Source organism: Streptomyces sp. RGM 3693, from assembly GCF_050471125.1.
GTDB lineage: Bacteria > Actinomycetota > Actinomycetes > Streptomycetales > Streptomycetaceae > Streptomyces.
The window spans coordinates 415,522-439,555 of sequence record NZ_JBMPPQ010000003.1; the positions used below are offsets into that span (position 1 = coordinate 415,522).

At 70.6% G+C, this 24,034-nt stretch carries 17 protein-coding genes; 16 read left to right on the forward strand and 1 reads right to left on the reverse strand.

Annotated features, from left to right (window positions below; translation table 11 throughout):
• Positions 1-88 precede the first annotated feature (88 nt).
• Positions 89-307 carry an MbtH family protein gene (locus ACO0M4_RS30450; protein ID WP_430374289.1) on the reverse strand — a complete coding sequence of 73 codons (219 nt, stop codon included), beginning with the start codon at positions 305-307 and terminating at the stop codon, positions 89-91.
• 1,360 nt (positions 308-1,667) lie between these two features.
• On the opposite strand from ACO0M4_RS30450, the gene ACO0M4_RS30455 reads away from it, so the two are divergent.
• The 16 genes from ACO0M4_RS30455 to ACO0M4_RS30530 all read left to right on the forward strand — a co-directional run bounded on the left by ACO0M4_RS30455 (position 1,668) and on the right by ACO0M4_RS30530 (position 24,034).
• On the forward strand, positions 1,668-3,146 hold the full coding sequence (locus ACO0M4_RS30455; RefSeq protein WP_430375323.1) for a sugar transferase: 1,479 nt from the start codon (positions 1,668-1,670) through the stop codon (positions 3,144-3,146).
• 73 nt (positions 3,147-3,219) lie between these two features.
• Positions 3,220-4,545, forward strand: a complete 1,326-nt coding sequence (locus tag ACO0M4_RS30460; RefSeq protein WP_430374290.1) for a nucleotide sugar dehydrogenase — start codon at positions 3,220-3,222, stop codon at positions 4,543-4,545.
• Positions 4,535-5,815, forward strand: coding sequence for a glycosyltransferase family 4 protein (locus ACO0M4_RS30465; RefSeq protein ID WP_430374291.1), 1,281 nt, complete (start codon positions 4,535-4,537; stop codon positions 5,813-5,815). Before ACO0M4_RS30460 ends, ACO0M4_RS30465 begins: the two co-directional genes overlap by 11 nt.
• Positions 5,812-7,209: a Wzz/FepE/Etk N-terminal domain-containing protein gene (locus tag ACO0M4_RS30470; RefSeq protein ID WP_430374292.1), complete on the forward strand. Its 1,398-nt coding sequence runs from the start codon at positions 5,812-5,814 to the stop codon at positions 7,207-7,209. The genes ACO0M4_RS30465 and ACO0M4_RS30470 overlap by 4 nt, the downstream gene beginning before the upstream one ends.
• Positions 7,206-8,792, forward strand: a complete 1,587-nt coding sequence (locus ACO0M4_RS30475) for a Wzz/FepE/Etk N-terminal domain-containing protein (protein ID WP_430374293.1) — start codon at positions 7,206-7,208, stop codon at positions 8,790-8,792. Before ACO0M4_RS30470 ends, ACO0M4_RS30475 begins: the two co-directional genes overlap by 4 nt.
• A gap of 3 nt (positions 8,793-8,795) precedes the next feature.
• Positions 8,796-10,730, forward strand: a complete 1,935-nt coding sequence (asnB, locus tag ACO0M4_RS30480; protein ID WP_430374294.1) for an asparagine synthase (glutamine-hydrolyzing) — start codon at positions 8,796-8,798, stop codon at positions 10,728-10,730.
• Between the two features lie 29 nt (positions 10,731-10,759).
• On the forward strand, positions 10,760-12,952 hold the full coding sequence (locus ACO0M4_RS30485; RefSeq protein ID WP_430374296.1) for a bi-domain-containing oxidoreductase: 2,193 nt from the start codon (positions 10,760-10,762) through the stop codon (positions 12,950-12,952).
• On the forward strand, positions 12,949-14,934 hold the full coding sequence (locus ACO0M4_RS30490; protein ID WP_430374297.1) for an alginate lyase family protein: 1,986 nt from the start codon (positions 12,949-12,951) through the stop codon (positions 14,932-14,934). Before ACO0M4_RS30485 ends, ACO0M4_RS30490 begins: the two co-directional genes overlap by 4 nt.
• A gap of 8 nt (positions 14,935-14,942) precedes the next feature.
• Complete coding sequence (locus ACO0M4_RS30495; protein WP_430374298.1) at positions 14,943-16,481, forward strand: right-handed parallel beta-helix repeat-containing protein; 1,539 nt, start codon at positions 14,943-14,945, stop codon at positions 16,479-16,481.
• A 1-nt stretch (position 16,482) separates the two neighbouring features.
• Positions 16,483-17,784, forward strand: a complete 1,302-nt coding sequence (locus ACO0M4_RS30500) for an O-antigen ligase domain-containing protein (RefSeq protein WP_430375324.1) — start codon at positions 16,483-16,485, stop codon at positions 17,782-17,784.
• A gap of 2 nt (positions 17,785-17,786) precedes the next feature.
• Entirely contained in the window at positions 17,787-19,028 is a 1,242-nt protein-coding gene (locus tag ACO0M4_RS30505; RefSeq protein ID WP_430374299.1) for a glycosyltransferase, read from the forward strand.
• The gene (locus ACO0M4_RS30510; RefSeq protein WP_430374300.1) at positions 19,025-20,257 is read left to right on the forward strand and encodes a class I SAM-dependent methyltransferase; all 1,233 of its coding nucleotides are present in this window, start codon (positions 19,025-19,027) and stop codon (positions 20,255-20,257) included. Before ACO0M4_RS30505 ends, ACO0M4_RS30510 begins: the two co-directional genes overlap by 4 nt.
• A complete protein-coding gene (locus ACO0M4_RS30515) occupies positions 20,257-21,090 on the forward strand; it encodes a glucose-1-phosphate cytidylyltransferase (protein ID WP_430374301.1) in 834 nt (277 codons plus the stop codon). Before ACO0M4_RS30510 ends, ACO0M4_RS30515 begins: the two co-directional genes overlap by 1 nt.
• On the forward strand, positions 21,087-21,734 hold the full coding sequence (locus ACO0M4_RS30520; RefSeq protein ID WP_430374302.1) for a PIG-L deacetylase family protein: 648 nt from the start codon (positions 21,087-21,089) through the stop codon (positions 21,732-21,734). The genes ACO0M4_RS30515 and ACO0M4_RS30520 overlap by 4 nt, the downstream gene beginning before the upstream one ends.
• 3 nt (positions 21,735-21,737) lie before the next feature.
• Positions 21,738-22,763, forward strand: a complete 1,026-nt coding sequence (locus ACO0M4_RS30525; RefSeq protein WP_430374303.1) for an NAD-dependent epimerase/dehydratase family protein — start codon at positions 21,738-21,740, stop codon at positions 22,761-22,763.
• Complete coding sequence (locus tag ACO0M4_RS30530; RefSeq protein WP_430374304.1) at positions 22,751-24,034, forward strand: DUF4910 domain-containing protein; 1,284 nt, start codon at positions 22,751-22,753, stop codon at positions 24,032-24,034. The genes ACO0M4_RS30525 and ACO0M4_RS30530 overlap by 13 nt, the downstream gene beginning before the upstream one ends.

The following is a 24,034-nucleotide window of genomic DNA, read 5'->3' on the forward strand; positions in this document are numbered from 1 at the left end:
GGACGGCCGGCGACCACGCGGCACCACCGGCGGGCGCGCCCTCAATGGGGCGCGCCTCAGCCGTACTTGCCCTGGTCACGGCCGTGGGCTAGGAGCCCTGAGCCTCCATGGCGGCGACCAGGCTGGCTGGTCGCATGTCCGTCCAGGTGGATTCGACGAATTCCAGGCACTCCTGGCGCGACCCCTCCGGCCGCGCAACCTGCCATCCGCCCGGCACCTCTGTGGTGGCGGGCCAGAGCGAGTACTGACGCTCCTCATTGACCAGAACGATGAATCGGGCAAACTCATCGTCAAAAGCATTGGCCATAGCTTCCCCCTTCTCCTTCCCTCCTGCTGACCTGCAAACCGGGAGATGATCGGGATCGCACCGCATCCCGCCCCCACCTACGCGCTACGGCATTGGCCGATATTCCGAACGGAAATCGGCCGAGCGTCAGTACGGTACACCACGAAACCTTCACACCAGACCAGTTCATCGAACGACCTCACCACGCGATCACACGCCACGGCGGCAACAGCGGTCCGCATCCTCGTAAGTAACCCGCCGCTTACCCTTCCGCCCGGGGTCACCGACCTGCCGATTCACAAGAAAGAAACACCAGGGCTTCGCCTGTGACACACGCACGGCGCCCTACAGTGGTCGAAATTCAGCCGCAACCTGGCCGATTCCCTATATGCCGACAACGCACCCCGGACGCGCCCGACATGCATCACGCCCAGGGCACGCCGAAGCTCCATCACGCCCTCATCCCGTGAAACAAACTGCAATGCGCCGGGAATGCGCCCTTGCAGAACCAAGGGCGAGAACGCTAATGCCGCGTGATCCTTGTGTCGGCACCGAGGCTCTTCGTCGTGTCGAGTTCGCCGCGAGTCTCCGGCCCTCTCCCGCAGCAGGTCCGCCCAGTGGACCGGCTCCGGGGTGAGCTGGCGAAGTGCGTGGCCGACTCCCTCCTGGCACGAGGGCAGCGAGACGGGCCCGAAGCCGCACTTCGCCGCCTTGGAGATCCGTCCGGCGGGCAAGCTGGCCGGTATGGCCGAATGCCGCAGGTCCTCATACATGGCGTGCAGGATCCAGGCACTGTGGGGCTCCGAACGCGACCCAGCCGGCAGCGCCGAGACGCCTCGGGGTTGCCGGTGCCAGCAGTCCGGAGATCTCCGTCGTCACAGGTCACAAGGTGCGTCTTCGTCGTCAACGCACCGCAGGCGGTGGCCGTTCGATCGATCCAGCTTCAAAGTTTGAGCACAAGTTGCACACATCCCCCTCTTCGAGCGGGCCCCGATGGTCTACATTGACCCTGCTTCACATGACACGAGGCGACAAATCGTGATCTTCAGGTCCGGCGCTACGGGCAGCCAGCAGTCGCGTCCCCGGCGCCAGACGTGGGGTTGATCAATTCTCAGAGCCCGAGGTTTCGACGGGTTTCCGCGCACCTTGAGAGTCCAGCAAGACATGCGAGTCCGCTGCCGCCTGAGTGCAGTGTTCGAGTAGCGCTGCAATAGCCGGGATGTCATTCGCGGGGGGTTGGGGGCCTCCCGGGAGGAGGAACAGCGCGGCGCGGGGGGCGGGGGCCTCCCGGGGGTGGAACAGCGCGGGGGGCACGGGCCTCCCGGGGGGAGGAACCGTGTGGAGCGAACACGTCGAGCCCACTGACGACCTGGGGGGGGCTGTGCAGCAGGGAGAATTGGTCAACCCGTTTATATCGGCGCGCGGGCGTCCGCTGAACGGGGCAATCAGCCAATCCGCGAGTGACTGGGAGCAGCGGTACCGCCGCACCGTGATCACCAGCGATACCCTGGCCACCGCCTTCGTGGTGGCGGCGATCGGCAACTTCTTCGGGGCCCGGGACGCGGCCAACTGGCATGAGAAGTGGGGAATTCTCGCCTTCTGCACCGAGCTGCTGGTGCTGGGGGCGCTTGCGGTGAGCCGGTCGTGGGCTCCGGCCGTGCTCGGCCAGGGTGCCGAGGAATTCCGCCGGCTCGGACGCTCACTGTTCACGGCGACCGTCGTACTGGCGCTCGGCGGGATCGCCCTCGCCTCGCACAACATCAAGCTCTGGATATTCGTCGCGATCCCCGCGATCGCGCTCATCACCATGACCGCGCGGTATCTGCTGCGCCTCTGGCTGCACAAACAGCGGAAGGAAGGACGGTGTCTGCGACCGGTGCTCGCGGCCGGGAGCCTGGCCACCGTGCACGACCTGATCACCCGAACCCGCAAGTTCCCGCACCTCGGTTGGCGGGTCGATGCGGTGTGCACGACGGACGGTCTCGGGCTCGACGGTGACCAACTGGACGGGGTGCCGGTCGTCGGCCGACTGGCGGACGTCGCGGGTCACGTCCACCGCGACGGCTACCGTGTCGTCGCGGTCACACCGGACCCGCACTGGTCACCGGACCGGCTGCAGCGGCTGGCTTGGAACCTCGAAGGCAGCGATGCCGAGATGGTCGTGGCCCCCGTGCTGATGGAGGTGGCCGGCCCGAGGCTGCACGTCGACGCGGTGCTCGGGATCCCACTGCTGCGGGTCAGCATGCCAACCTTCACCGGGGGGCGCCGGGCGGTCAAAGAGGTCGTCGATCGGCTGGGCGCGGCGATCCTGCTGATGCTGTTCGCGCCGCTGATGGCGCTCGTCGGGCTGCTCGTGCTGGTGGACAGTCGGGGCGGGGCGTTCTACCGCCAGCGCAGGGTCGGCAAGGACGGCCGCGAGTTCACCATTCTCAAGTTCCGCACCATGGTCGCCGGGGCCCACGGGGCGCGTGCCGAGCTGGCCGACCGCAACGAGGGCGCCGGTCTGCTGTTCAAGCTCCGCCGGGACCCGCGGGTGACCCGGGTGGGAACGGTGCTGCGCCGGTACTCGATCGACGAGCTCCCGCAGCTTTTCAACGTGCTCACGGGATCGATGTCGCTCGTCGGTCCGCGGCCTCCGCTGCCGGAGGAGTCCGCTGCGTACGGCCCGGACATCCGGCGGCGGCTGCTGGTCAAGCCCGGGCTCACCGGCCTGTGGCAGATCAGCGGACGCAGCGACCTGCCGTGGGAGGAGGCCGTCCGACTGGACCTGCGGTACGTGGAGGACTGGTCGCTCGCCCTCGACACAGTGATCTTGTGGAAGACGCTGCGTGCGGTGCTCCAAGGACAGGGGGCCTACTGATGCGCGGGGATCGTCGTCGGACCGGCGCACGGACCGCAGGCCGAAGGGGCCTGCCTGGGGGGAGGAACGAGTCATGCGAATAAGCGTCTTGGGGCTCGGCTACGTGGGCTGCGTGTCGGCCGCGTGCCTGGCCAGTATGGGTCACGAGGTCATCGGGGTGGACGTGAACCAGGTGAAGGTCGACCTGGTCAACGACGGCAAGGCCCCGGTGGTCGAGGAGCGGATCGGCGAACTCATCGCCGAGGTCGTGCGGACCGGAGCGTTGCGCGCCACCGGCGACGTCCGCGAGGCGATCATGGGCAGCGAGGTGTCGCTGGTCTGCGTGGGCACCCCGTCGGAGCCCAACGGCAGCCTGTGCACCACGTACTTGGAGCGGGTCACCGAGCAGATCGGTGCCGCGCTGGCGGATCACGGTGGGCGCAGTGGGCGGCACACCGTCGTGTTCCGCAGCACCATGCTCCCGGGCACCTGCCTGAACCTGCTGGTACCGATCCTGGAGAAGTACGTCGGCGGCACGGTCGGAGTGGACATCGGGGTCGCGGTCAATCCGGAGTTCCTGCGCGAGGGCACCAGCGTGCGGGACTTCTTCGACCCGCCCAAAACCGTCATCGGCGAGCTCGACCCGGCAAGCGGCGATGCGGTGGTGGCGCTGTACGACGGCTTGCCCGGTGAGGTGTTCCGGGTGCCGGTGCCGACGGCCGAGGCGATCAAGTATGCGGACAACGCGTTCCACGGCCTCAAGATCGGCTTCGCGAACGAGCTGGGCGCGGTGTGCCAGGCGCTCGGGGTGGACTCGCACCAGGTGATGGACGTGTTCCTGGCCGACCGCAAGCTGAACATCAGCCCCGCCTACCTGCGGCCCGGCTTCGCCTTCGGTGGCTCCTGCCTGCCCAAGGACCTGCGCAGCCTGGTCCACGCGGCACAGCGGGCCGACGTCTCGGTGCCCATCCTCGCCCACGTGCTGCCCTCCAACTCCGACCATCTGCAGCGCGCGGTGGACCTGGTCGAGCGCACCGGCAAGCGCCGGGTGGGCCTGTTCGGGCTGTCCTTCAAACCCGGCACCGACGACCTCCGCGAGAGCCCGCTCGTCGAGCTGGCGGAGCTGCTCTTCGGCAAGGGTTACGACCTGCGGATCCACGATGCCAACGTGAGCCTGTCCCGGCTGCTCGGCGCGAACCGCGAGTACATCGAGACCCGGCTGCCGCACCTCGCGCAGCTGCTCGCGGATTCCGTCGAGGAGGTGCTGGAGCACGCCGAGGTGTGCCTGGTCGGGACCAGGGATCCGGCCGTGGTGTCGGCGCTGCCCCATGGCGGCGGCCTGGTGATAGTCGACCTCATCCGCCTTCCCGACGCCGAGGCGCGCCGGGCCGAACCGGGGTACATGGGCCTTGCTTGGTGACACGTCGTTTGGTGACACAGGCAGCGGCGACGGGGCGGCCCGGCGCGCGCTGATCCTGGTGGAGAACTTGTCGGTGCCGTTCGACCGGCGGGTGTGGCAGGAGTGCACGACGCTGCGCGACGCGGGCTGGGAGGTGCACGTCGTCTGCCCCCGTGGGGAGAAGCGGGACACGGAACCGGAGGCGGAGATCGACGGGGTGCGGATCCACCGCTACCCGTTGCGCGCGGCCACCGGAGGACCGGCCGGCTACCTGCGGGAGTACGGATCGGCGCTGTGGCATACGGCCCGGCTGGCCCGCAAGGTCGGCCCGGTCGACGTGGTCCACGCCTGCAACCCGCCCGACCTGCTGTTCCTGCCGGCACTGTGGCTGAAGCGGCGCGGCGCGCGGTTCGTCTTCGACCAGCACGACCTGGTACCCGAGCTGTACCTCTCCCGGTTCGACCGCGGCGAAGATCTGCTCTACCGCGCCGTGTGCGCGCTGGAACGGCTGACCTACCGGGCCGCGGACGTCGTGCTCGCCACGAACGAGAGCTACCGGGACGTCGCGGTGCGCCGTGGCGGCAAACGGCCGGCGGACGTCTTCGTGGTGCGCAGCGCACCCCAGATCGAGCGGTTCCAACCAGTGCCGCCCGAACCGGAGTTGAAGCATGGCAAGCCTCAACTGCTGTGCTATCTCGGCGTCATGGGCCCGCAGGACGGCGTCGACTATGCCTTGCGGGCCCTGGCGAAACTGCGCGACGAGCTCGGGCGGACCGACTGGCATGCGGTGTTCGTCGGCGCCGGCGACGCTTTCGACGCGATGGTGGAACTGTCCCGGCGGCTCGGGCTCAGTGAGCAGGTGGAGTTCACCGGGCGCATTCCGGACGCCGACCTGGTGCGCTATCTGTCCACCGCGGACGTGTGCCTCTCCCCCGACCCGCGCAATCCGCTCAACGACGTGTCGACCATGAACAAGGTCCTGGAGTACATGGCGATGGGCCGACCGATCGTCTCGTTCGACCTCCGGGAGGCGCGAGTCTCCGCCGGCGACGCCGCCGTCTACGCGCCCGCCAACGACGAGGCCGAGTTCGCCAGGCTCATCGCGCTGTTGCTGGACGACCCGGAGAAACGGGCCCGGATGGGCAAGATCGGCCAGGAGCGGATCAGCGGGCAGCTTTCCTGGCGGAACTCGCAAGCGTTGCTGCTCGCCGCCTACGCCGCTGCCTGCCGTGACCGCACTCCGGTTTCGGCGGGCGACCCGTACCGGGCAGGGCGGAGGCCCCGCCGTTGAGCGAGGACACGATACGCCTGGTCACGATCGGGCGGATTATCCGTCGGCGCTGGCGGCTTCTCGCCGTCCTCACCGTGGTGGGTGCGCTCGTCGGCTACGGCGCCTCTCTGCTGTTTCCGCCGAGTTACACGGCGTCGGCATCGGTACTGCTGCCGGGGCAGTGGGAGGAGCGCGAGCTGCTGACCCAGGTGGATATCGCGACCAGTTCGACGGTGGTCGACCGCGCGGCGGCCACCCTCGGCTGGCCCGGGGTCAGCGGCCGCGAGCTGCAGGATCGGGTGAGCGCCAAGGCCGCCGACGGGAACATCATCACGATCTCGGGCACGGCCGACACCCCGGAGCGCGCACAGCAGCTCTCCGACCAGGTGGTCCAGCAGTTCGTTACCTTCGCCGCACGGCTCGTAGGCGACAACACCGATCCCGAAGCGGCAACACAGCCCGAGGCACTGCGGCAGATGGTGGTGCAGACCAGCCGCCGGATCACCGAGCTGGCGGATGCGGCCGATCCGGGGCAGACCGTGGCGAGCGTGCAGACCCGCACCGAGCTCGCGAAGCTGCGCACCGCGCTGCAGGAGGCCACCAACAAGCTGGACCAGGCCGCCCCGGCTGCCAACAAGGCCAACATGGTCGTCATGGGGCCGGCGGCCCGGCCAGCTGGCGAGGCACCGCCGACGAGAGTGCAGCTCATCGTCGCCGGGGCGCTGCTGTTCTTCCTGCTCGCGGTCATCGGCCATCTCACCGCCGCGCGGATGAGTCGCCGACCGCGCACCGAACCGGAGATCGCCGCGGCGCTGGGCTCGGTGCTGCTGGGTACCGTCGACGTACCTGATGAACGGCCCGCGCACCGGCCGGAACGCCGTGGCCCGCGGGCCCGGATCCGCTGGCTGCTGGGCGTCGACGTCCGGTGGGACATACCCACCCCGCGGACGTCCGGCGACGAGGCCGGCAGGCAGATCCGCTACCGGCGGGTGTACGCCCGCCTTCGGAGTCAACTTCCGCTCCCCCGGCGGCTGCTGGTTGTCGTCCCGGACGGCGACGAGATCGCCCACCGGGCCGCCGGGCGGCTCGTCGCCGAGGCCGAGAACGATCCTTCCCCAAGCTCTTCGAGCACGGGATACCCCATGCTGCGGGTGGTGGGGGTTTCGGTGGACCGGCCGATGGTGCCGGACCGCGACGACGAGTCCGGTGCCCTGGTCGTGCTCAGCGCGGGCAGCTGGACCGCAGGGGAGCTCGCCGGCATCGCCGAGGCGTGTGCGGACGCCAAGCACGAGGTCGTCGGCATCGTCCTCGCCGGCGCGGTCCGGTCCCGTTCGACGCGGTCTGCCGGCCGTCCTCGGGATGCCGCCATACCGGCGCTCGCGGTGGGTAGCGACGCGACGGGAGGTCCAGGGTGACGACGAGTACGACGTCGGAGTCGTCGGCCGCCGCTCCGCTGCTGGACCTGCACGCACTGGTGGTGGCGGTGCGCAGGCGGCGCCGCCTCTGGTGGTCCATGGCGCTCCTGGGGCTGCTCGTCGGCACGGCCGTGGCGGTCCTGCTGCCGCCGCCACCGAGCGCGGTGACCAAGGTGCTGGTCGCGCATCAGGAGGACCAGCCGAACGACCCCGGAACGCTGATCCGCACCGACGTCGCGCTGCTGGGGACCACGCAGATCGCCGACCAGGCCCTGAAGTCCCTGAAGTCCCCGGAAAAACCGGCGGACTTCATGAAGGACTACCGGGGTACCGGCCTGACCAACAACCTGCTGCAGATCGATGTGACAGGTGGCAGCGACGCGGAAGCGGTGGCCCGCGCCAAGGCGCTGGCCGATGCGTTCGTCGCGGACCGTGTGCGGCGGATGTGGGCAGCCGCGAAGGCCGAGGCCAAGGCCCTGGGCGACCAGCGGGACCGCATGCGGGACGAGCTCGCCCAGGTCAACAAGGCGATAGGAGACCGATCGCCGGACAGCAAGGCGAAAGACTCCGCGAGCATCGAGTCGCTCTTCGCCCGCCGGGCCGAGCTCAACTCGCGGATCGCCGACTTCGACCAGCGCTCCGAGGAGGCGCGCACCGGCACGCCCCGGGTCATCGCCGGCACGCAGATCGTGGACGCCCCGCGGGCGGTGCAACAGTCCCTGCCCAAGGCCGCTGCCACCAACGCCGCGATCGGGCTCGCCGTCGGACTTGTCCTGGGGCTCGCGCTGGCCGCGATCGGCGTGGTGGTGGCGGACCGCCCCGTGTTGCGCCGGGACATCGCGGCGAACCTGGGCGCCTCGGTCATCGCGGAGCTGCCCCGCCGGTCGGGCAGGCTATGGCAGCGCCGTCGGATTCGGGCGGCACGCGAACGGCTCATCGTGTCCCTGGCCCGCACCGTGCGTGGCTCCGCGGAACCGGTGTCGCTGCTGGAACTGGGCTGTGCACCCAGCACGAGCGCGATCGCCCTGGACCTCGCCGGGTCCCTGGCACCGGACGGGCCAGTGGTGATCATCGATGGTCTGCCCGGCTCGCGGCTCGCGGGCCGCCGCCAGAAGCCAGGAGGTCCGAGCGTGGTCAGCGGCGAGCGTGCCGCGGCCGTGTCGTATGAGGAGCGCTGGTTCGGCGTCGGCTCGGTGGCGCCCGGCACCGCGTGGACCGACCTCCAGTACCTCGGTACCCGGACCGTGCTCGTCGTGCGTGCCGGGCACGGCAGCGCCGCATGGTTGCACACCGTGGCGCGACAACTCGCGGACCAGCGCATTCCGGTGATCGGTGTGGTGCTGATCGACCCCGATCCGCGGGACCGGACCGACGGCACGCTGTGGGACGGCGTGCAGACCGCGCTGCGCGGCCGGAGCGAGCAGCCGGCCCGGCAGAACGGTACGGGCCTGCGGCGGGCGGAGCGGCAGCCGACGTGGGCCAGTGGGGCCTCCCCTGCTCTGGGGGCCCCTCCCGGCCGAAGGCTGGGGGAGGAGTTGAGAGCTCGGGGACGGGTCCCGGACAACGACCAGGAGGCGCGGTAGGACATGTGTGGCATCGCTGGGACTTACCGATGGCCGGACGGGAAGGTCGTGACCGACCGGCTCACCGATACCCTCGCCCACCGCGGTCCGGACGGGGCGGGCCGGTACAGCCACCCCGTCGGTGACGGCGAAGTGCACCTCGGGCACCGCCGGCTGGCCATCATCGACCTGTCCGAGACCGGCGCCCAGCCGATGGTCTCGGGCGGCCTCGCCCTGACGTACAACGGCGAGCTGTACAACGCGCCCGAGCTGCGGGCCGAGCTGGCAGCCGCCGGGGTGCGCTTCCGCGGTACCTCCGACACCGAGGTGGTGCTGGAGGCATGGCGGCGCTGGGGCACGGACTGCCTGCCCCGGCTGCGCGGCATGTTCGCGTTCGGGATCTTCGATGAGCGAACCGGTGAACTGGTGCTCGCCCGTGACCAGTTGGGCATCAAGCCGCTGTTCCTGCTCCGGCGCGGTGCGGGCCTGGCGTTCGCCTCCGAGCTCAAGGCGCTCGCCGCCGCGAGTGGCGGATCGTTGCAGGTGGACCATGCGGCGCTGGTGGCCTCGCTGCTGTACTACTGGGTGCCGGACTCACGGTGCGCGTTCCGCGAGGCGGAGAAGCTGCCGCCGGGGAGCTGGCTGAGGTGCCGGCCCGACGGCCGGGTGGAGCGCGGCCGGTACTGGAACCTGAAGGAGGTCGCCGCCGAGGGCCGGGAGCGGGCCCGGAGCGGTGAGCGTCCGGACCTGGCCGCCATCGTGGCGGAGTCGACCCGGCGCCACCTGCTCTCCGACGTACCCGTGGCGACCTTCCTCTCCGGCGGTCTTGACTCCAGTTACCTGACCGCGCTGGCGGCCCGCGACCGGCCTGGGATCTCCGCTTACACCATCGGGTTCCGCGCCGAGGACGCCAGATTCGAGGCGATGCCGGACGACCTGCGCTATGCCCGGCAGGTGGCCGAGCGGTTCGGCGTCGACCTGCACGAGATCGAGATCGCTCCGAATGTGCTCGACCTGCTGCCGCAGATGACGTACCACCTGGACGAGCCGATCGGCGACCCCGCCGCGATCAACACGTTCCTGATCTGCTCGGCCGCCCGGGAGGCCGGGGTCAAGGTGATGCTCTCGGGGATGGGCGCCGACGAGCTGTTCGCCGGGTACCGCAAGCACCTGGCCAACCTGATCGCACTGCGCTATCAGCGCGTCCCGCGACCCCTGCGGCGCGGCCTGTCCCGGGCCGTGGACCGGTTGCCGGTCGCCACGGCCCGCCGGGGGTACCGGTCGGTGCGCTTCGCCAAGCGGTTCCTCTCCTTCGCCGATCTGCCGGAGGAGACCGCGTTCCGGCGCAGCTACACGATGTACGACCAGGACGAACTGCTCGCCCTGCTCGATCCGGACCTGGCCGGGACGGTCGAGGACGTGCTCACCGAGCATGCGGACATCTATCAGGACAACGACCTCGACGACTTCGTCAACCGCATGTGCCTGGGCGACGCCCGGATGTTCCTGCCGGGCCTGAACCTCGCCTACACGGACCGGTCGAGCATGGCCGCGTCGATGGAGGTGCGGGTGCCGTACGTGGACGTCGAGGTGGTCAGGGCGGCGTTCGCCGTGCCTGGCGATCGCAAGATCGTCGGACGACAGGGCAAGGCCGTCCTCAAGGAGGCGGCCACCTCGATCCTGCCGCGGGAGATCGTCTACCGGCCCAAGGGCCTGTTCAGCGCTCCGCTGCGCGCCTGGATGAGCCGGGATCTGGCACCGCTGGTGCGTGAGGTGGTGCACGACGGTGTGCTCGTCCGTTCCGGGTTGCTGCGGCGCGACGCGCTGGCGCGCATGGTCGCCGAGGACGCCGCCGGGCAGCGGGACTTCTCCAAGCATCTGTGGCACGTACTGACCCTCGAGTACTGGTACCGCGGCGCGACCTCCGGGTCGGGCCGGAGCGCTCGCTCGGCGACGTAGAAGACGGCGTAGAAACAAGGGGACTTCGGGTGAAACAGGTTGTGCAGAACTACAAGAGCGGCGAGCTGACGGTGCTCGACGTGCCGGTGCCGGGGTGCAAGCCGGGCGGTGTGCTGGTCCGCAGCGCCTACTCGCTGATATCCACCGGGACCGAGCTCATGAAGGTGTCCGAGGCCGGCATGTCGATGCTGGGCAAGGCCCGTTCCCGGCCGGACCAGGTGGCGAAGGTCATGCAGAGCGTGGCCACCAACGGGGTGCCCGCCACCTACCGCAAGGTGATGGGCAAGCTGGACTCCTACACGCCGCTGGGGTACTCGCTGTGCGGGGTGGTCGAGCAGGTCGGCACCGGGATCGACGAGGTGAAGGTCGGTGACCTCGTGGCCTGTGCCGGCAATGAGCACGCGTTGCACGCCGAGCTGAACTGGGTGCCGAAGAACCTCTACGCCCGGGTGCCGGACGGCCTCGCGCCGCGGCACGCGTCCTTCGGCACCGTCGGGTCGATCGCGTTGCAGGGCGTCCGCCGCGGCGAGCCACAGCTCGGCGACGTGACGCTGGTCATCGGCCTCGGGCTGATAGGGCAGTTGGTGGTGCAACTCCTCGCCGCCTCGGGAGTCCGCGTCGTCGGGGTCGACCCCGACCCGGTGCGCTGCGAGCTCGCGGAGCGCCTGGGCGCCGCGGTCTGCGGCGATCCCGAGTCCGCGGCCGTGGAAGCCGCCGTCGGCGAGCTCACCGGCGGTCACGGCGTGGACCAGGTGTACCTGGCCGCCGGCGGCGGCAGTAACCAACCCGTCGAGCTGGCCGCCCGGCTCTGCCGGGACCGCGGCCGGGTCGTCGACATCGGCAAGTGCCGCCTGGACCTGCCGTGGAACGCGTACTACGAGAAGGAGCTCGACGTCCGGTTCTCCCGCAGTTACGGCCCCGGGCGCTACGACCCGGAGTACGAGCTGGAGGGGCGGGACTACCCGATCGGCTACGTGCGCTGGACCGAGCGCCGCAACCTGGCGTGCTTCCTCGACCTCGTCGCCCGCGGCCGCGTCGACGTGGAGCCCTTGGTCTCCCACATCGCCGACTTCGATGACGCCGTCGAGACGTACCAGCGCCTGAAGGACGGCGATCTCAAGGCCGTGGCTGTGCTGTTCCGGTATCCCGCCCACCCCGGCCAAGCTGCGGAGGCGGAGGCCCCGGCGGTCGCCGTGCCCGCGGTGAAGAGAGGCAGCGGCACGGCGCCCACCCCGGCGCGGTCCGCCAAGGCGCCGGTGCGGCTGGCGTTCGTCGGCGCGGGAAACTACGCCACGTCGATGCTGCTGCCGCATCTGGCACAGCGCGACGGCGTCGAGTTGTCGACCGTCGTCACCACGACGGCGCTGTCCGCGGCCAACGCGCAGCGGAAGTTCGGCTTCGCCGAGGCGACCACCGATCTCGACGCCGTGCTCGGCGACCCGTCCATCGACGCGGTGTTCGTGGTCACCCGGCACAGCTCGCACGCCGAACTGACCCGGAGGGCGCTGCTGGCCGGCAAGGCGGTGTTCGTGGAGAAGCCGTTGGCGCTCACCGAGGACGAGTTGGCCGGCGTGCTCGCGGCGGTGGAGGAGTCCGGCAACGACCGGCTCCAGGTGGGCTTCAACCGCCGGTTCGCGCCGCTGCTGAACGAGGCCAGGAAGCGGTTCGGCGCCCGGACCGGACCGGCGAGCCTGCGCTACCTGGTCAACGCGGGCCGGCTGCAGCACGGCAGCTGGTACCTCCAACAGGGCACTGAGGGCTCGCGGTTCGCCGGTGAGGGCGGGCACTTCATCGACACGGCGAGCTGGCTGCTTGAGGCCGACCCGGTCTCGGTGTACGCGGTCGCCACCTCCGGCAACGAGGACCTCCAGGTCGTGCTGCGCTACCCGGACGGCTCCACCGCCACCATCAGCTACGTCACCAGCGGCGCGCCCGGCTTCCCCAAGGAGACGCTGGACCTGGTCGCGGACGGCAAGGTATTGCGGCTCGACGACTTCGTCCGTGCCGCTGTGTACGGCCGCAAGCGGTGGGCCAGTTCGCGGCTGCCCAAGGCCCGGGACAAGGGCCAGTCCGCCGAACTGGCCGCGTTCATCAAGGCCGTGCGGACCAGCGGGCCGATGCCGGTGTCCCTGGAGTCGCTGGTCGCCACCACGGCGGCCACCCTCGCCGTGCAGGCCGGCCTGGCCGGCGGCGCGCCGGTGACGTTGGCGAGGGCGCGATGACTGTGGGCTCGGGGAGTCCGGGCTGGTACCTGCGGCGGCTGTCCCGGATGGGACCGCGGGAGGTCGGCGGCCGGGTGGGCGACGCGGTGCGCAGGCGGCGGTGGCGGTCGGCGCGGCCCCACTGCCCGAGGGTGACCGGCGCCCGGTTCACCGCGGTACTGCCCGCCGGGACGATCGCCGCGATACCTCCGGACGCCGCGAAACGTCTCATCGCCGAAGCGGACCGGCTGATGGACGGGCACGCCGAGTACTTCGGGGTGGTCCGCGACGACCTGTCCGACCCGGACTGGTGGTACGACCCGAAGACCGGGCGCCGGGCTCCGTGGGGCTACGCCTTCGACGTGCCGTACCGGAACGAGGACGCGGTCGGGGACATCAAGCAGATCTGGGAACCGTCCCGGCATCAGTACCTCACCGTGCTCGCCGCCGCCTACGCGATCACCGGGAACGAGCGGTACGCCGAGCGAGTGGCCGAGCACCTGCGGTCGTGGTGGGCGGCCAACCCACCGCTGCGCGGCGTGCACTGGATCAGCGGCATCGAGCTGGGCATCCGGCTGCTGTCCTGGGTGTGGATCCGCCGGCTGCTCGACGGCTGGCCGGGCGCGGCCGGGCTGTTCGAGGGCAACCCGGTGGCGCTGAACCAGATCTGGCACCACCAGCGCTGGCTGGCCGCCTTCCCCAGCCGGGGGTCTTCGTCGAACAACCACGTCATCGCCGAGGCCGCCGGGCAGTTCGCCGCGGCCTGCGCGTTCGGGTGGTTCCCCTCCTCGGCGCGTTGGCAGGCCGGCGCGCTGCGGTCGCTGGAGCGGCACCTGCGCGGCAACACCTTCGGCTCCGGCCTCAACCGCGAGCTGGCGACCGAGTATCACGGACTCGTACTGGAGCTCGGCCTGGCCGCGGTGGCCGAGGCGGATGCCGCAGGCGTGCCGGTCCCCGCGTCGATCCGGCTGGTGCTGCTGCGGATGACCGACGCGCTCGCGGCCGTCGTGGACGGCCGGTTGCGGCCGCCGCGCCAGGGGGACGCGGACGACGGGCAGGGTCTGGTCGTGGACGGGGCGGGCACCGACCGCTGGGCCTCGCTGCTGGCCACCGGGGACGCCGTGTTCGGCCGGCTCGCCTGGTGGCCGACGGTGACCGGCACCGATGTGCGCACCCCGCTGCTGGCCGCGCTCATCCGGCCGTACGCGAAAAAGGGAACCGCGCCCGCCGTGACCCGCCCGGCAAGCCGGCCGGCCCATTTCGCCGACGCGGGTATGACCATCCTGCGCGGTCCGGCAGGGATCTGGTGCCGCTGCGATGGTGGTCCGCACGGCTTCCTGTCCATCGCCGCGCATGCCCACGCGGACGCGCTGTCCGTGGAGGTACGGCACGACGGGGTCGATGTGCTCGCCGACCCGGGGACGTTCTGCTACCACGGGCAACCCGAGTGGCGGCGGTACTTCCGGTCGACCCTCGGCCACAACACCCTGGAGCTGGACGGCAGTGACCAGTCCGTCTCCGGCGGCCCGTTCCTGTGGACCCGGCATGCCAAGAGCCGCGTCCTGGCCGTGGACACGTCCGGCGCCGCCAACGGGGGGACAGCCCGCTGGTGTGCCGAGCACGACGGTTACCAGCACTCCGTGCACCGCCGCCGGGTGGAACTGACCGCCGCGCACCAGGAGTTGAGGGTGGTCGACGAGGTCCGCGGCCCGCGCCAGGCCGTACGCCTGGCGTTCCACCTCGGCCCGGCGATCACCGCGGACCTGGTGGAGAACCGGGCAGAGCTCACCTGGATCCGGGACGGCGAGGGGCGCTCCGCGGTGCTCGATCTGCCCGGGCAGCTGAGCTGGCGGGCGCATCGCGGCGAGAGTGACCCGCCGCTGGGTTGGTACTCCGCCGGCTTCGGGCGCAAGGAACCCACCACCACGCTGGTCGGCACCGGCTTCGCAGACGGCACTGCGCTGTTGGGGGAGTTCACCACCGTGCTCAGGTTCCGCGGCTAGGGGGGCGCGTGGGGATCAAGAGGCGGCACTGGGCGTTGGCGGCGGCACCGCTGGCGCTGGCCCTGCTGGCGGCGACCGGCTGTGAGAGCACACAAGGCGCCGGGGCCAAGCCGACCGCCGCGCCCACCACGTCCGGGGCACCGTCCACGTCCGTGGCTCGGGTGTGCGCCAAGCCCGCGGCCGGGCCGACGAACGCGCCGGCGGGCGCGGTGACGGTCGACCCCGCGGTGGTCGGTGACCTGGCAGCGAAGACCAAGAGCACCCCCCCGAACACCACGTTCTGGCTTCGAGCGGGCAAGCACAGGCTCGACCCGGATCGCTACGCCCAGGTCATCCCCAAGGAGGGGGACCGCTACCTCGGTGCGCCCGGCGCGGTGCTCGACGGCCAGGAGAAGAACCAGTACGCGTTCGGCGGTACCGCCCCCGAAGTCACCATCCGCTACCTGACCGTGCAGCGTTTCGTCGCGCCGCAGAACGAGGGCGTGGTCAACCATGACTCGGCCGACGGGTGGGTGATCGAGCACGCGACGATCCAGAACAACTCCGGGGCCGGGCTGATGGCCGGTGCCCATCAGCGGGTCCGCGCCAGTTGCCTGCGCGACAACGGACAGTACGGCATGAACGCGTACACGACCGGCGGCCGGGTCAGCGACCTGGTGGTCGAGGGCAACGAGATCGTGGGCAACAACACCGGCGATTGGGAACGGCGGCAGCCGGGCTGCGGCTGCACCGGAGGCGTGAAGTTCTGGGCCGTCAACGGCGCCGACGTACGCGGCAACTGGGTGCACGACAACCGCGGAACAGGGTTGTGGGCGGACACCAACAACAACGACTTCCGCATCGAGAACAACGTGATCGAGGCCAACGACGGAGCCGCCCTGATCTACGAGACCAGCTACAACGCGGTCATCCGGAACAACACGATCCGGCGGAACAACTGGGTCGAGGGCCGCAAGGCAGCCGACCGCGGCGATAACTTCCCGTTCGCGACCGTCTACCTGTCCGAGTCCGGCGGCGAACCACGGATCCGAGCCCGCACCGACAAGATCGAGATCTACCGGAACGTGCTGGAGGACAACTGGTCCGGGATCACCCTGTGGGAAAACGCCGACCGGTTCTGCAACAGCCCGGCCAACACCTCGTCCGGTGACTGCACCTTGCTGCTGCGGGACACCGACCGCTGCGTGAAGCCGGCGATCACCAGCACACCGCTCTACGCCGACTGCCGGTGGAAGACCCAGCGGGTGGACATCCACGGCAACCGCTTCGTGCTGGACAAGTCCGTCGTCAAGTGCACGGCGAAGTGCGACCGCATGGCGGTGCTGGCCAACTACGGCACCTATCCGGACTGGTCGCCGTACAAGGGCGAACGGGTGGCTGATGCGATCACCGGCAAGCAGCACAACCGCTGGCACGACAACGTCTACCTCGGACCGTGGAAATTCGTCGCCCACGATCCCAGCCAGGTGCTCGACTTCGGGCAGTGGCAGGGCACGCCGTACCAACAGGACGCGGGCAGCACCCTCGACCCACAGGCCGGTGGTTGAGATGGGCGGGGACGTGACGCGCGGTGGGCTGCCGGGCGGACTTACGGCGGGAACGCGGCCCGGCGCAGAACCGCGGCCTGCCGGCACACCGAAGATCGTCGGGATCGTCTGGGGGTTGCTGATCCTCAACACGCTCGGCTCCGCCGGGGCGAAGACCATCATTCCGCTGCCCCGCTCCCTCATCCAGTTGGTCACCATGGGCGCGCTGGTCGCCGCGTTCACGCTGGCGCTCACTCTCAATGCCCGGCTGCGCATCCGGCCCAGCGCCTCGTTGTTCCTGCTCACCCTGCTGCTGGTGTCGAGCGTGATCTCCAGTGCGCACCTGGAGTCCGGGTTCGGCGCGCTGTTCCGCTGCTTCCGGCTGACTCTCTTCGTCAGCACGCTGTGGCTGCTCAGCCGCTGGTGGGACGGCGGCCCGACGTTCGTCCGGCACCACATACGCATGTACTTCGCAGTGCTCGGGTCGGTGGCCGCCGGCCTGGTCGTCTCACCGGGTGCGGCCATGCCCGACCTCTACGGCGGGCGCCTTGTCGGCGCGCTGTGGCCGCTGACTCCGCCCCAGATCGGACAGTACGCCGCGGTGATCATCGGGCTCACCGTGCTGCTCGTACTGGGCCGCCGGACCGACAGGGCCAGCGCGGCGGTCGTCATTGTGCCGTCACTCGTCCTGCTCGCGTTGACCCATACCCGGACGGCCACGCTCGGCCTGTTCATCGGGCTGGCGTTGGCGATCGGCTCGCTCATCCTGACCAGCGCCGCCGCCCGCCGGTTCTTCACCTGGGCGGTGCTGTGCGCGGCGGTGGCCGCGGTGGCGCTCGATTCCGTGCTGGAGGCGTGGTTCCTGCGCGGACAGAGCCAGGAGAACTTCTCCAGCCTCACCGGTCGGGCCAAGGTGTGGGACGCCTTGCTGGCGGCGCCCCGGACGACCTCGGAGCAGCTGTTCGGCGTGGGCCTGGGCGACAAGTCGTTCGGCGGGCTGCCGATCGACAACAGCTGGCTGGCCGTCTACAACGAGCAGGGTCTGATCGGCGTCGCCCTCGTGGCGGCGATCATCATCGTGCTGGGCGGCGTCGCGTTGCTGCGGCCACCGTCGCTGCCGAGGGCCTGCGCGATCTTCCTGATCAGCTACTGCGCGATCGCGTCGTACACCGAGGCCGGCCTGGGCGACGCCTCGCCGTATCTGCTGCATCTGGCCGTGGCCGCCTCGCTGTTGGCGGCACCCGCCGCGGCCACGCCCCTCGCGACGCCCGGCGTCCCTCGACGACGCATCCCGGGATGGGCCCGGAGATCGGAGGTGACCTGAACATGCATGTCCTCGTGGTGCACAACCGCTACTCCTCGGCGCAGCCGAGCGGGGAGAACAAGGTCGTCGACCAGGAGGTGGCGCTGCTGCGCGCGGCCGGCCACCGGGTCGAGGTGTTCGAGCGGCGCAGCGACGACATCGCCGCCCGGTCCCTGCTGGGCAAGGCCGCGGTGCCGCTGCTGGTGCCGTGGAATCCGGCGGTCCGCGCGGAACTCGCCGGCCGGCTCCGTGCCGAACGGCCGGACGTGGTGCACGTCCACAACGTCTTCCCGCTCCTGTCGCCGGCGGTGCTGGCCGCCTGCGCCGACGCCGACGTGCCCGCCGTCGCCACGCTGCACAACTACACCCAGGTCTGCCCGCCCGGCACGCTGCAACGGGACGGTCGGCCGTGCACCGAGTGCGTCGGGGCGACGCCGCTGCCCGCCGTCCGGCACGGCTGCTACCGGGGCTCCCGCCTTGCGACGGTGCCGCTCGCGGTCAGCCTGTCGGTCAACCGGCGGCGGTGGTGGTCCGGCGTGGAGCGGTTCTTCTGTATCTCCGCGGCGCAGCGCGACGTCCTGGTGCGGGCCGGCATGCCGGCGGAGCGGCTGGCGGTGAAACACAACTTCGTGCCCGACCCGGATGCCCGCCGATCGGGCGCCGGCGAGCAGCTGCTCTATCTCGGTCGGCTCGCGGAGGCCAAGGGCGTGCGGCTGCTCATGGCCGCGTGGGACGAGATCGCAGCGAGCGGCGGTGTGGGCGTGCCGCTCGTGATCGCCGGCACGGGGCCACTGGAGCGCGAGGTGACCGCCTGGGCGGCGGCCCGGGGCGACGTGCGGTACGTCGGCCTGTACGACACGGCTCAGTGCCGGCAGGCCATCGCGCGGTCGGTCGCCGTGGTGGCTCCCTCGACGTGGCTGGAGGCGTTCGGCCTGGTGGTCGTCGAGGCGATGGCGGCGGGCGTCCCGACCGTCGCCGCCGGTCACGGCGCCTTCGTCGAACTCGTCGAGGACGGGGTGACCGGACTGCTGCACCGGCCGGGCGAGCCCGCCTCGCTCGCGTCCTGCATACGCCGGATCGCGGCCGAACCGGGCCGCAACCGGGAGATGGGCCAGGCAGCCCGGCGCCGTTACGAGCAGGGTTTCAGCCCGGCCGTCGGCCTGGAGCGCCTGGTGGATGGATACCGCACCGCGATCGCGGGTCGGTCAGCACTGGCTCGCGGCGGGGACACCCGCGCGAACAGGGGGGATGGGGACAGTAGATGACACGATGCCGACTCTGCGGCTCGGAAGCGATGGCGAGCGTCGTCGATCTTGGGGCGACGCCACCATGTGAGAGCTTCCTCGCCGCGGACCAACTGGACACGGCGGAGCCGGCGTACCCGCTGCACCTGCGGGTCTGCACCGACTGCTGGCTGGCGCAGATCCCTCCGCTGATCACGCCGGAGGAGACGTTCACGCAGTACGCGTACTTCTCCTCCTACTCGACGTCCTGGGTGGAGCACGCGCGCACGTTCGTCGCCGACGCCGTGCAGCGCCTTGCTCTCGGCTCCGACTCCTTCGTGGTCGAGGTCGCGAGCAACGACGGGTACCTGCTGAGGCACATGGTGGACAGGGGGATCCGCTGCCTCGGCATCGAGCCGTCGGTGAACGTCGGTGCCGCGGCGCGGGACGCGGGTGTGCCCACGCTCACGGAGTTCCTGGCCCCGGATACCGGCTCGGCCGTCCGCGCCGAGCACGGCCCGGCGGACCTGGTCGTGGCCAACAACGTGTACGCACACATCCCCGACGTGGTCGGGTTCACCCAGGGACTGCGAGCCCTGGTCGCCGACGACGGCTGGGTCTCCATCGAGGTGCAGCACCTGCTGACCCTGATCGAGGAGAACCAGTACGACACGATCTACCACGAGCACTTCCAGTACTACACGGTCGCGTCCGCGATCCGGGCGCTGGCGAGCGGCGGACTCGCGCTCGTGGACGTCGAGTTGCTGCCCACGCACGGCGGCTCCATCCGGCTGTGGGCCCGGCCCACAGAGGTGGCAGGGGAGCCGACGCAGCGTGTGTCCGACGTCCTTGACCGGGAGAAGGCCGCCGGGCTGCAGGAGCTGTCCGGGTACACCGAGTTCTCCGCCCGGGTGGCCAAGGTGCGCCGGGACCTCCTGCGGTTCCTCATCGAGGCGGCCGAGCGCGGCGAGACGGTCGTCGGCTACGGCGCCCCGGGCAAGGGCAACACCCTGCTCAACCACTGCGGCATCCGCCCCGACCTGCTCCCGTACACCGTCGACCGCAACCCCTACAAGCACGGCAGGTTCACCCCGGGCACCCGCATTCCGATCCTGCCGCCCGAGCAGATAGCCGCCGACAGACCGGACTACGTCCTCGTCCTCCCGTGGAACCTGCGGGCCGAGCTGATCGAGCAGCTGTCCTTCGTGCACGACTGGGGCGGCCGGCTGGTCTTCCCCATCCCGGAACTGAGCATTGTCGAGGTTAAGTGATGAAGGTCGTTCTGTTCTGCGGTGGTTACGGGCTGCGTATGCGCAGCGGAGCCGGCGTCTACGATGAAGCGCCCAAGCCGATGGCGATGGTCGGCCCGCGGCCGCTGATCTGGCACGTCATGCGCTACTACGCGTACTTCGGGCACACGGAGTTCATCCTGTGTCTCGGATACGGGGCCCACCACATCAAGAACTTCTTCCTCAACTACGAGGAGACGACGTCCAACGACTTCGTGCTGCGGGGCGGGCGGACCGAGCTGCTGTCCACCGACATCGCCGACTGGACGATCACGTTCGCGCAGACCGGCGTCGAGTCGCCGATCGGGGAGCGGCTGCGCCGGGTGCGGCACCACCTGGACGGCGACGAGATGTTCCTCGCCAACTACGCCGACGTGCTCACCGACGCCCCGTTGCCCCAGATGATCGACTCCTTCGCCCGGCGCGACGCCGGCGCGTCGATGATGGTGGTGCCACCGCAGTCCTCGTTCCACTGCGTGGACCTGGGCGAGGACGGCCTGGTGGGGGGCATCACCGCGGTGAGCGAACTGCCGCTGTGGGAGAACGGCGGCTACTTCGTGCTCCGCCAGGAGGTCTTCGACCACATACCGGAGAACGGGGACCTGGTCGCCGACGGATGCGCCCAACTCGCCAAGCGCGGCCGGTTGATGGCGCACCAGCACCGCGGCTTCTGGAAGCCGACCGACACCGTGAAGGAGCGGGCCGCGCTCGACGCCGCCTACGCCCGGGGCGACCGCCCGTGGGCCGTGTGGGAACGGGACGACGCGGGGGCGAGCGCGACCGGCAGCAGGGACTGCGCCGGAGCCAGCGCGTGATCCGGCTCGGCGCCGGGCGCCTGGACCGGATCGTCGCGGTGGGCGGGCACTGCGACGACATCGCCATCGGCGCCGGCGGCACGCTGCTGACGATGTGCCTCGCGCGGCCGGGTATCCGCATCGACGCGCTGGTGCTCTCCGGCGGCGGCAGCGAGCGGGAGCAGGAGGAGCGGGCCGCGCTCGCCGCCTTCTGTCCGGGCGCCGAACTGCACCTGACCGTGCTCAAGTTGCCGGACGGCCGCCTGCCCGCGCGCTGGGAGGAGGCCAAGGCCGCGGTCGAGGAGCTGCGCGCGGGGACCGAACCGGATCTCGTGCTGGCCCCGCGCACCGATGACGCGCACCAGGACCACCGCGGCCTGGCGCAGCTGGTACCCACCGCGTTCCGCGACCACCTCGTGCTCGGCTACGAGATCGTCAAGTGGGACGGGGATCTCGGCCGCCCGACGGCGTACCAGCTGCTCTCGCCGGAGATCGCCGAACAGAAGGTGCGGCTGTTGCAGGAGCACTACCCCTCGCAGCGGCACCGGCCCTGGTACGACCGGGAGGCATTCCTCGGTCTTGCACGGATCCGCGGCATCGAATGCCACGCGCGCTACGCCGAGGCGTTCGCCGTCACCAAACTCACTCTCAACCTGGGGGATTGAACCTTGCGCGTACTGCTGACCGGACACCAGGGCTACCTGGGCACCGTGATGGCCCCGGTAATCACGGCCGCCGGGCACGAGGTCTTCGGCCTTGACGCCGGCCTGTTCGCCGACTGCGTCCTCGGCCCGACGCCCGCGGACCCGCCGGGGCATCAGGTGGACCTGCGAGACGTCACGGCCGAACACGTGGCCGGGGTCGACGCGGTGATCCACCTGGCCGCGCTGTCCAACGACCCGCTCGGATCGCTGGCACCGGAGCTCACCTACGACATCAACCACCGCGCGTCCGTACGCCTTGCCCAACTGGCCCGCGACGCCGGAGTACGACGCTTCCTGTATGCGTCGACCTGCTCGGTCTACGGTGCCGCCGGCGGTGACGACCTGGTGGCCGAGGACGCCCCGCTGCGCCCGGTGACGCCGTACGCGGAGTCCAAGGTGCGGGTGGAGGACGACCTGCACGCGCTGTCCGACGGCGACTTCACCCCGGTGTACATGCGGAACGCCACCGCCTTCGGCTACTCACCCCGGCTGCGCGCCGACATCGTGCTGAACAACCTGGTGGGCCACGCGCTGCTGTCCGGCGAGGTGCTGGTGCTCTCCGACGGCACCCCCTGGCGCCCGCTGGTGCACGCCGCCGACATCGCCCGGGCCTTCACGGCCGCGCTGATCGCGCCGCGGGAAGCGGTGCACGACCGGGCGTTCAACATCGGCAGTGAGGCCAACAACGTCACGGTCGCCGAGATCGCCGGGCAGGTCGCCGAGGCGGTGTCCGGCGCCAAGGTGAGGATCACCGGCGAGAACGGTGCCGACCCGCGCTCGTACCGGGTGGACTTCTCCCGGTTCCGTACGGCGATCCCCGGCTTCGACTGCGAGTGGACGGTGGAGCGGGGCGCGCTCCAACTCGCCGACGCCTACCGGAAGTTCGGCCTGGCCCGGGAGGACTTCGAGCGGCGCTTCACCCGTCTTGCCGTGCTGCGCGCGGCGTGCGACGTCGGTGCCGTCGACGACACCCTGCGGTGGCGCCGATGACCACGGCCGGCGAAGAGATGTACGCGCTGGTGGAGCGGCTGTACCCGCTGTGCCGGAGCATCACCGGCGACGGTGTGCGCGCCACCCTGGAGATCGTCGGCGAGTACGTCCCGCTGCAGGTGCACGAGGTGCCGACCGGGACTCAGGTGCTGGACTGGACGGTGCCGCAGGAGTGGAACATCCGGGACGCGTACATCGCCGACACCACGGGCAGGCGGGTCGTCGACTTCGCCAAGTCCAGCCTGCACGTGCTGGGTTACAGCGTGCCGGTGGCGGCGACCATGCCGCTGGCCGAGCTGCGCGAACACCTGCACACCCTGCCGGACCACCCCACCTGGGTGCCGTACCGCACCAGCTACTACCAGCCGCAATGGGGGTTCTGCCTGGCCCAGGAGACCCTGGACGCGCTGCCGGAGGGCGAGTACGAGGTCCGCATCGACTCCACACTCGCGGACGGCCACCTCACCTACGCCGAGCACGTGGTCCCCGGTCAGGTCCCCGACGAGGTGATCGTCTCCTGCCACGTCTGCCACCCGTCGCTGGCCAACGACAACCTGGCCGGCATCGCGGTGGCGACGTTCCTGGCCCGCGCGCTCGCGCAGGAAACGCCGTACTACACCTACCGGTTCATCTACGCGCCCGGCACCATCGGCGCGATCACCTGGCTGGCCCGCAACGCGGAGCGGATCGATCAGGTCAAGCACGGCCTGGTCCTGGCCTGCGCCGGCGACCCGGGCCGGCTGACGTACAAGCGGAGCAGGCGCGGCGACGCGGAGATCGACCGGGTGCTGCGGCACGTCCTGCTCGCCTCCGAACGCCCGCACCACGTTGCCGAGTTCACTCCGTACGGCTACGACGAGCGGCAGTTCTGCTCGCCCGGGTTCGATCTCGGTGTGGGCTCGCTCAGCCGGACCCCGTACGCCCGCTACCCCGAGTACCACACCTCGGCGGACAACCTGGACTTCGTCTCCCCGGAGGCGATGGCGGACACACTCGCCGTCTGCCGCGAGGCATTCGCCGTCCTCGACCGCAACCGGCGGTACCTCAACCTCAGCCCCTACGGCGAACCACAGCTGGGCCGGCGTGGGTTGTACGACTCGCTCGGCGGCCGCAGCGACGCGAAGCAGGCCGAGATGGCCATGCTCTGGGTGCTCAACCTCTCCGACGGCGAGCACAGTCTGCTGGACGTCACCGAGCGGTCCGGGCTGCCGTTCGACACCGTCGCCGCCGCGGCCGGCGCCCTGCACGGCGCCGGGCTGATCAAGGCATGA

Bases quoted from the DNA above. Each gene is read 5' to 3' on its own strand.
- asnB (WP_430374294.1), top strand. From the start codon at position 8,796: ATGTGTGGCATCGCTGGGACTTACCGATGGCCGGACGGGAAGGTCGTG.
- ACO0M4_RS30460 (WP_430374290.1), top strand. From the start codon at position 3,220: ATGCGAATAAGCGTCTTGGGGCTCGGCTACGTGGGCTGCGTGTCGGCC.
- ACO0M4_RS30515 (WP_430374301.1), top strand. From the start codon at position 20,257: ATGAAGGTCGTTCTGTTCTGCGGTGGTTACGGGCTGCGTATGCGCAGC.
- ACO0M4_RS30500 (WP_430375324.1), top strand. From the start codon at position 16,483: ATGGGCGGGGACGTGACGCGCGGTGGGCTGCCGGGCGGACTTACGGCG.
- ACO0M4_RS30505 (WP_430374299.1), top strand. From the start codon at position 17,787: ATGCATGTCCTCGTGGTGCACAACCGCTACTCCTCGGCGCAGCCGAGC.
- ACO0M4_RS30450 (WP_430374289.1), bottom strand. From the start codon at position 307: ATGGCCAATGCTTTTGACGATGAGTTTGCCCGATTCATCGTTCTGGTC.
- ACO0M4_RS30510 (WP_430374300.1), top strand. From the start codon at position 19,025: ATGACACGATGCCGACTCTGCGGCTCGGAAGCGATGGCGAGCGTCGTC.
- ACO0M4_RS30490 (WP_430374297.1), top strand. From the start codon at position 12,949: ATGACTGTGGGCTCGGGGAGTCCGGGCTGGTACCTGCGGCGGCTGTCC.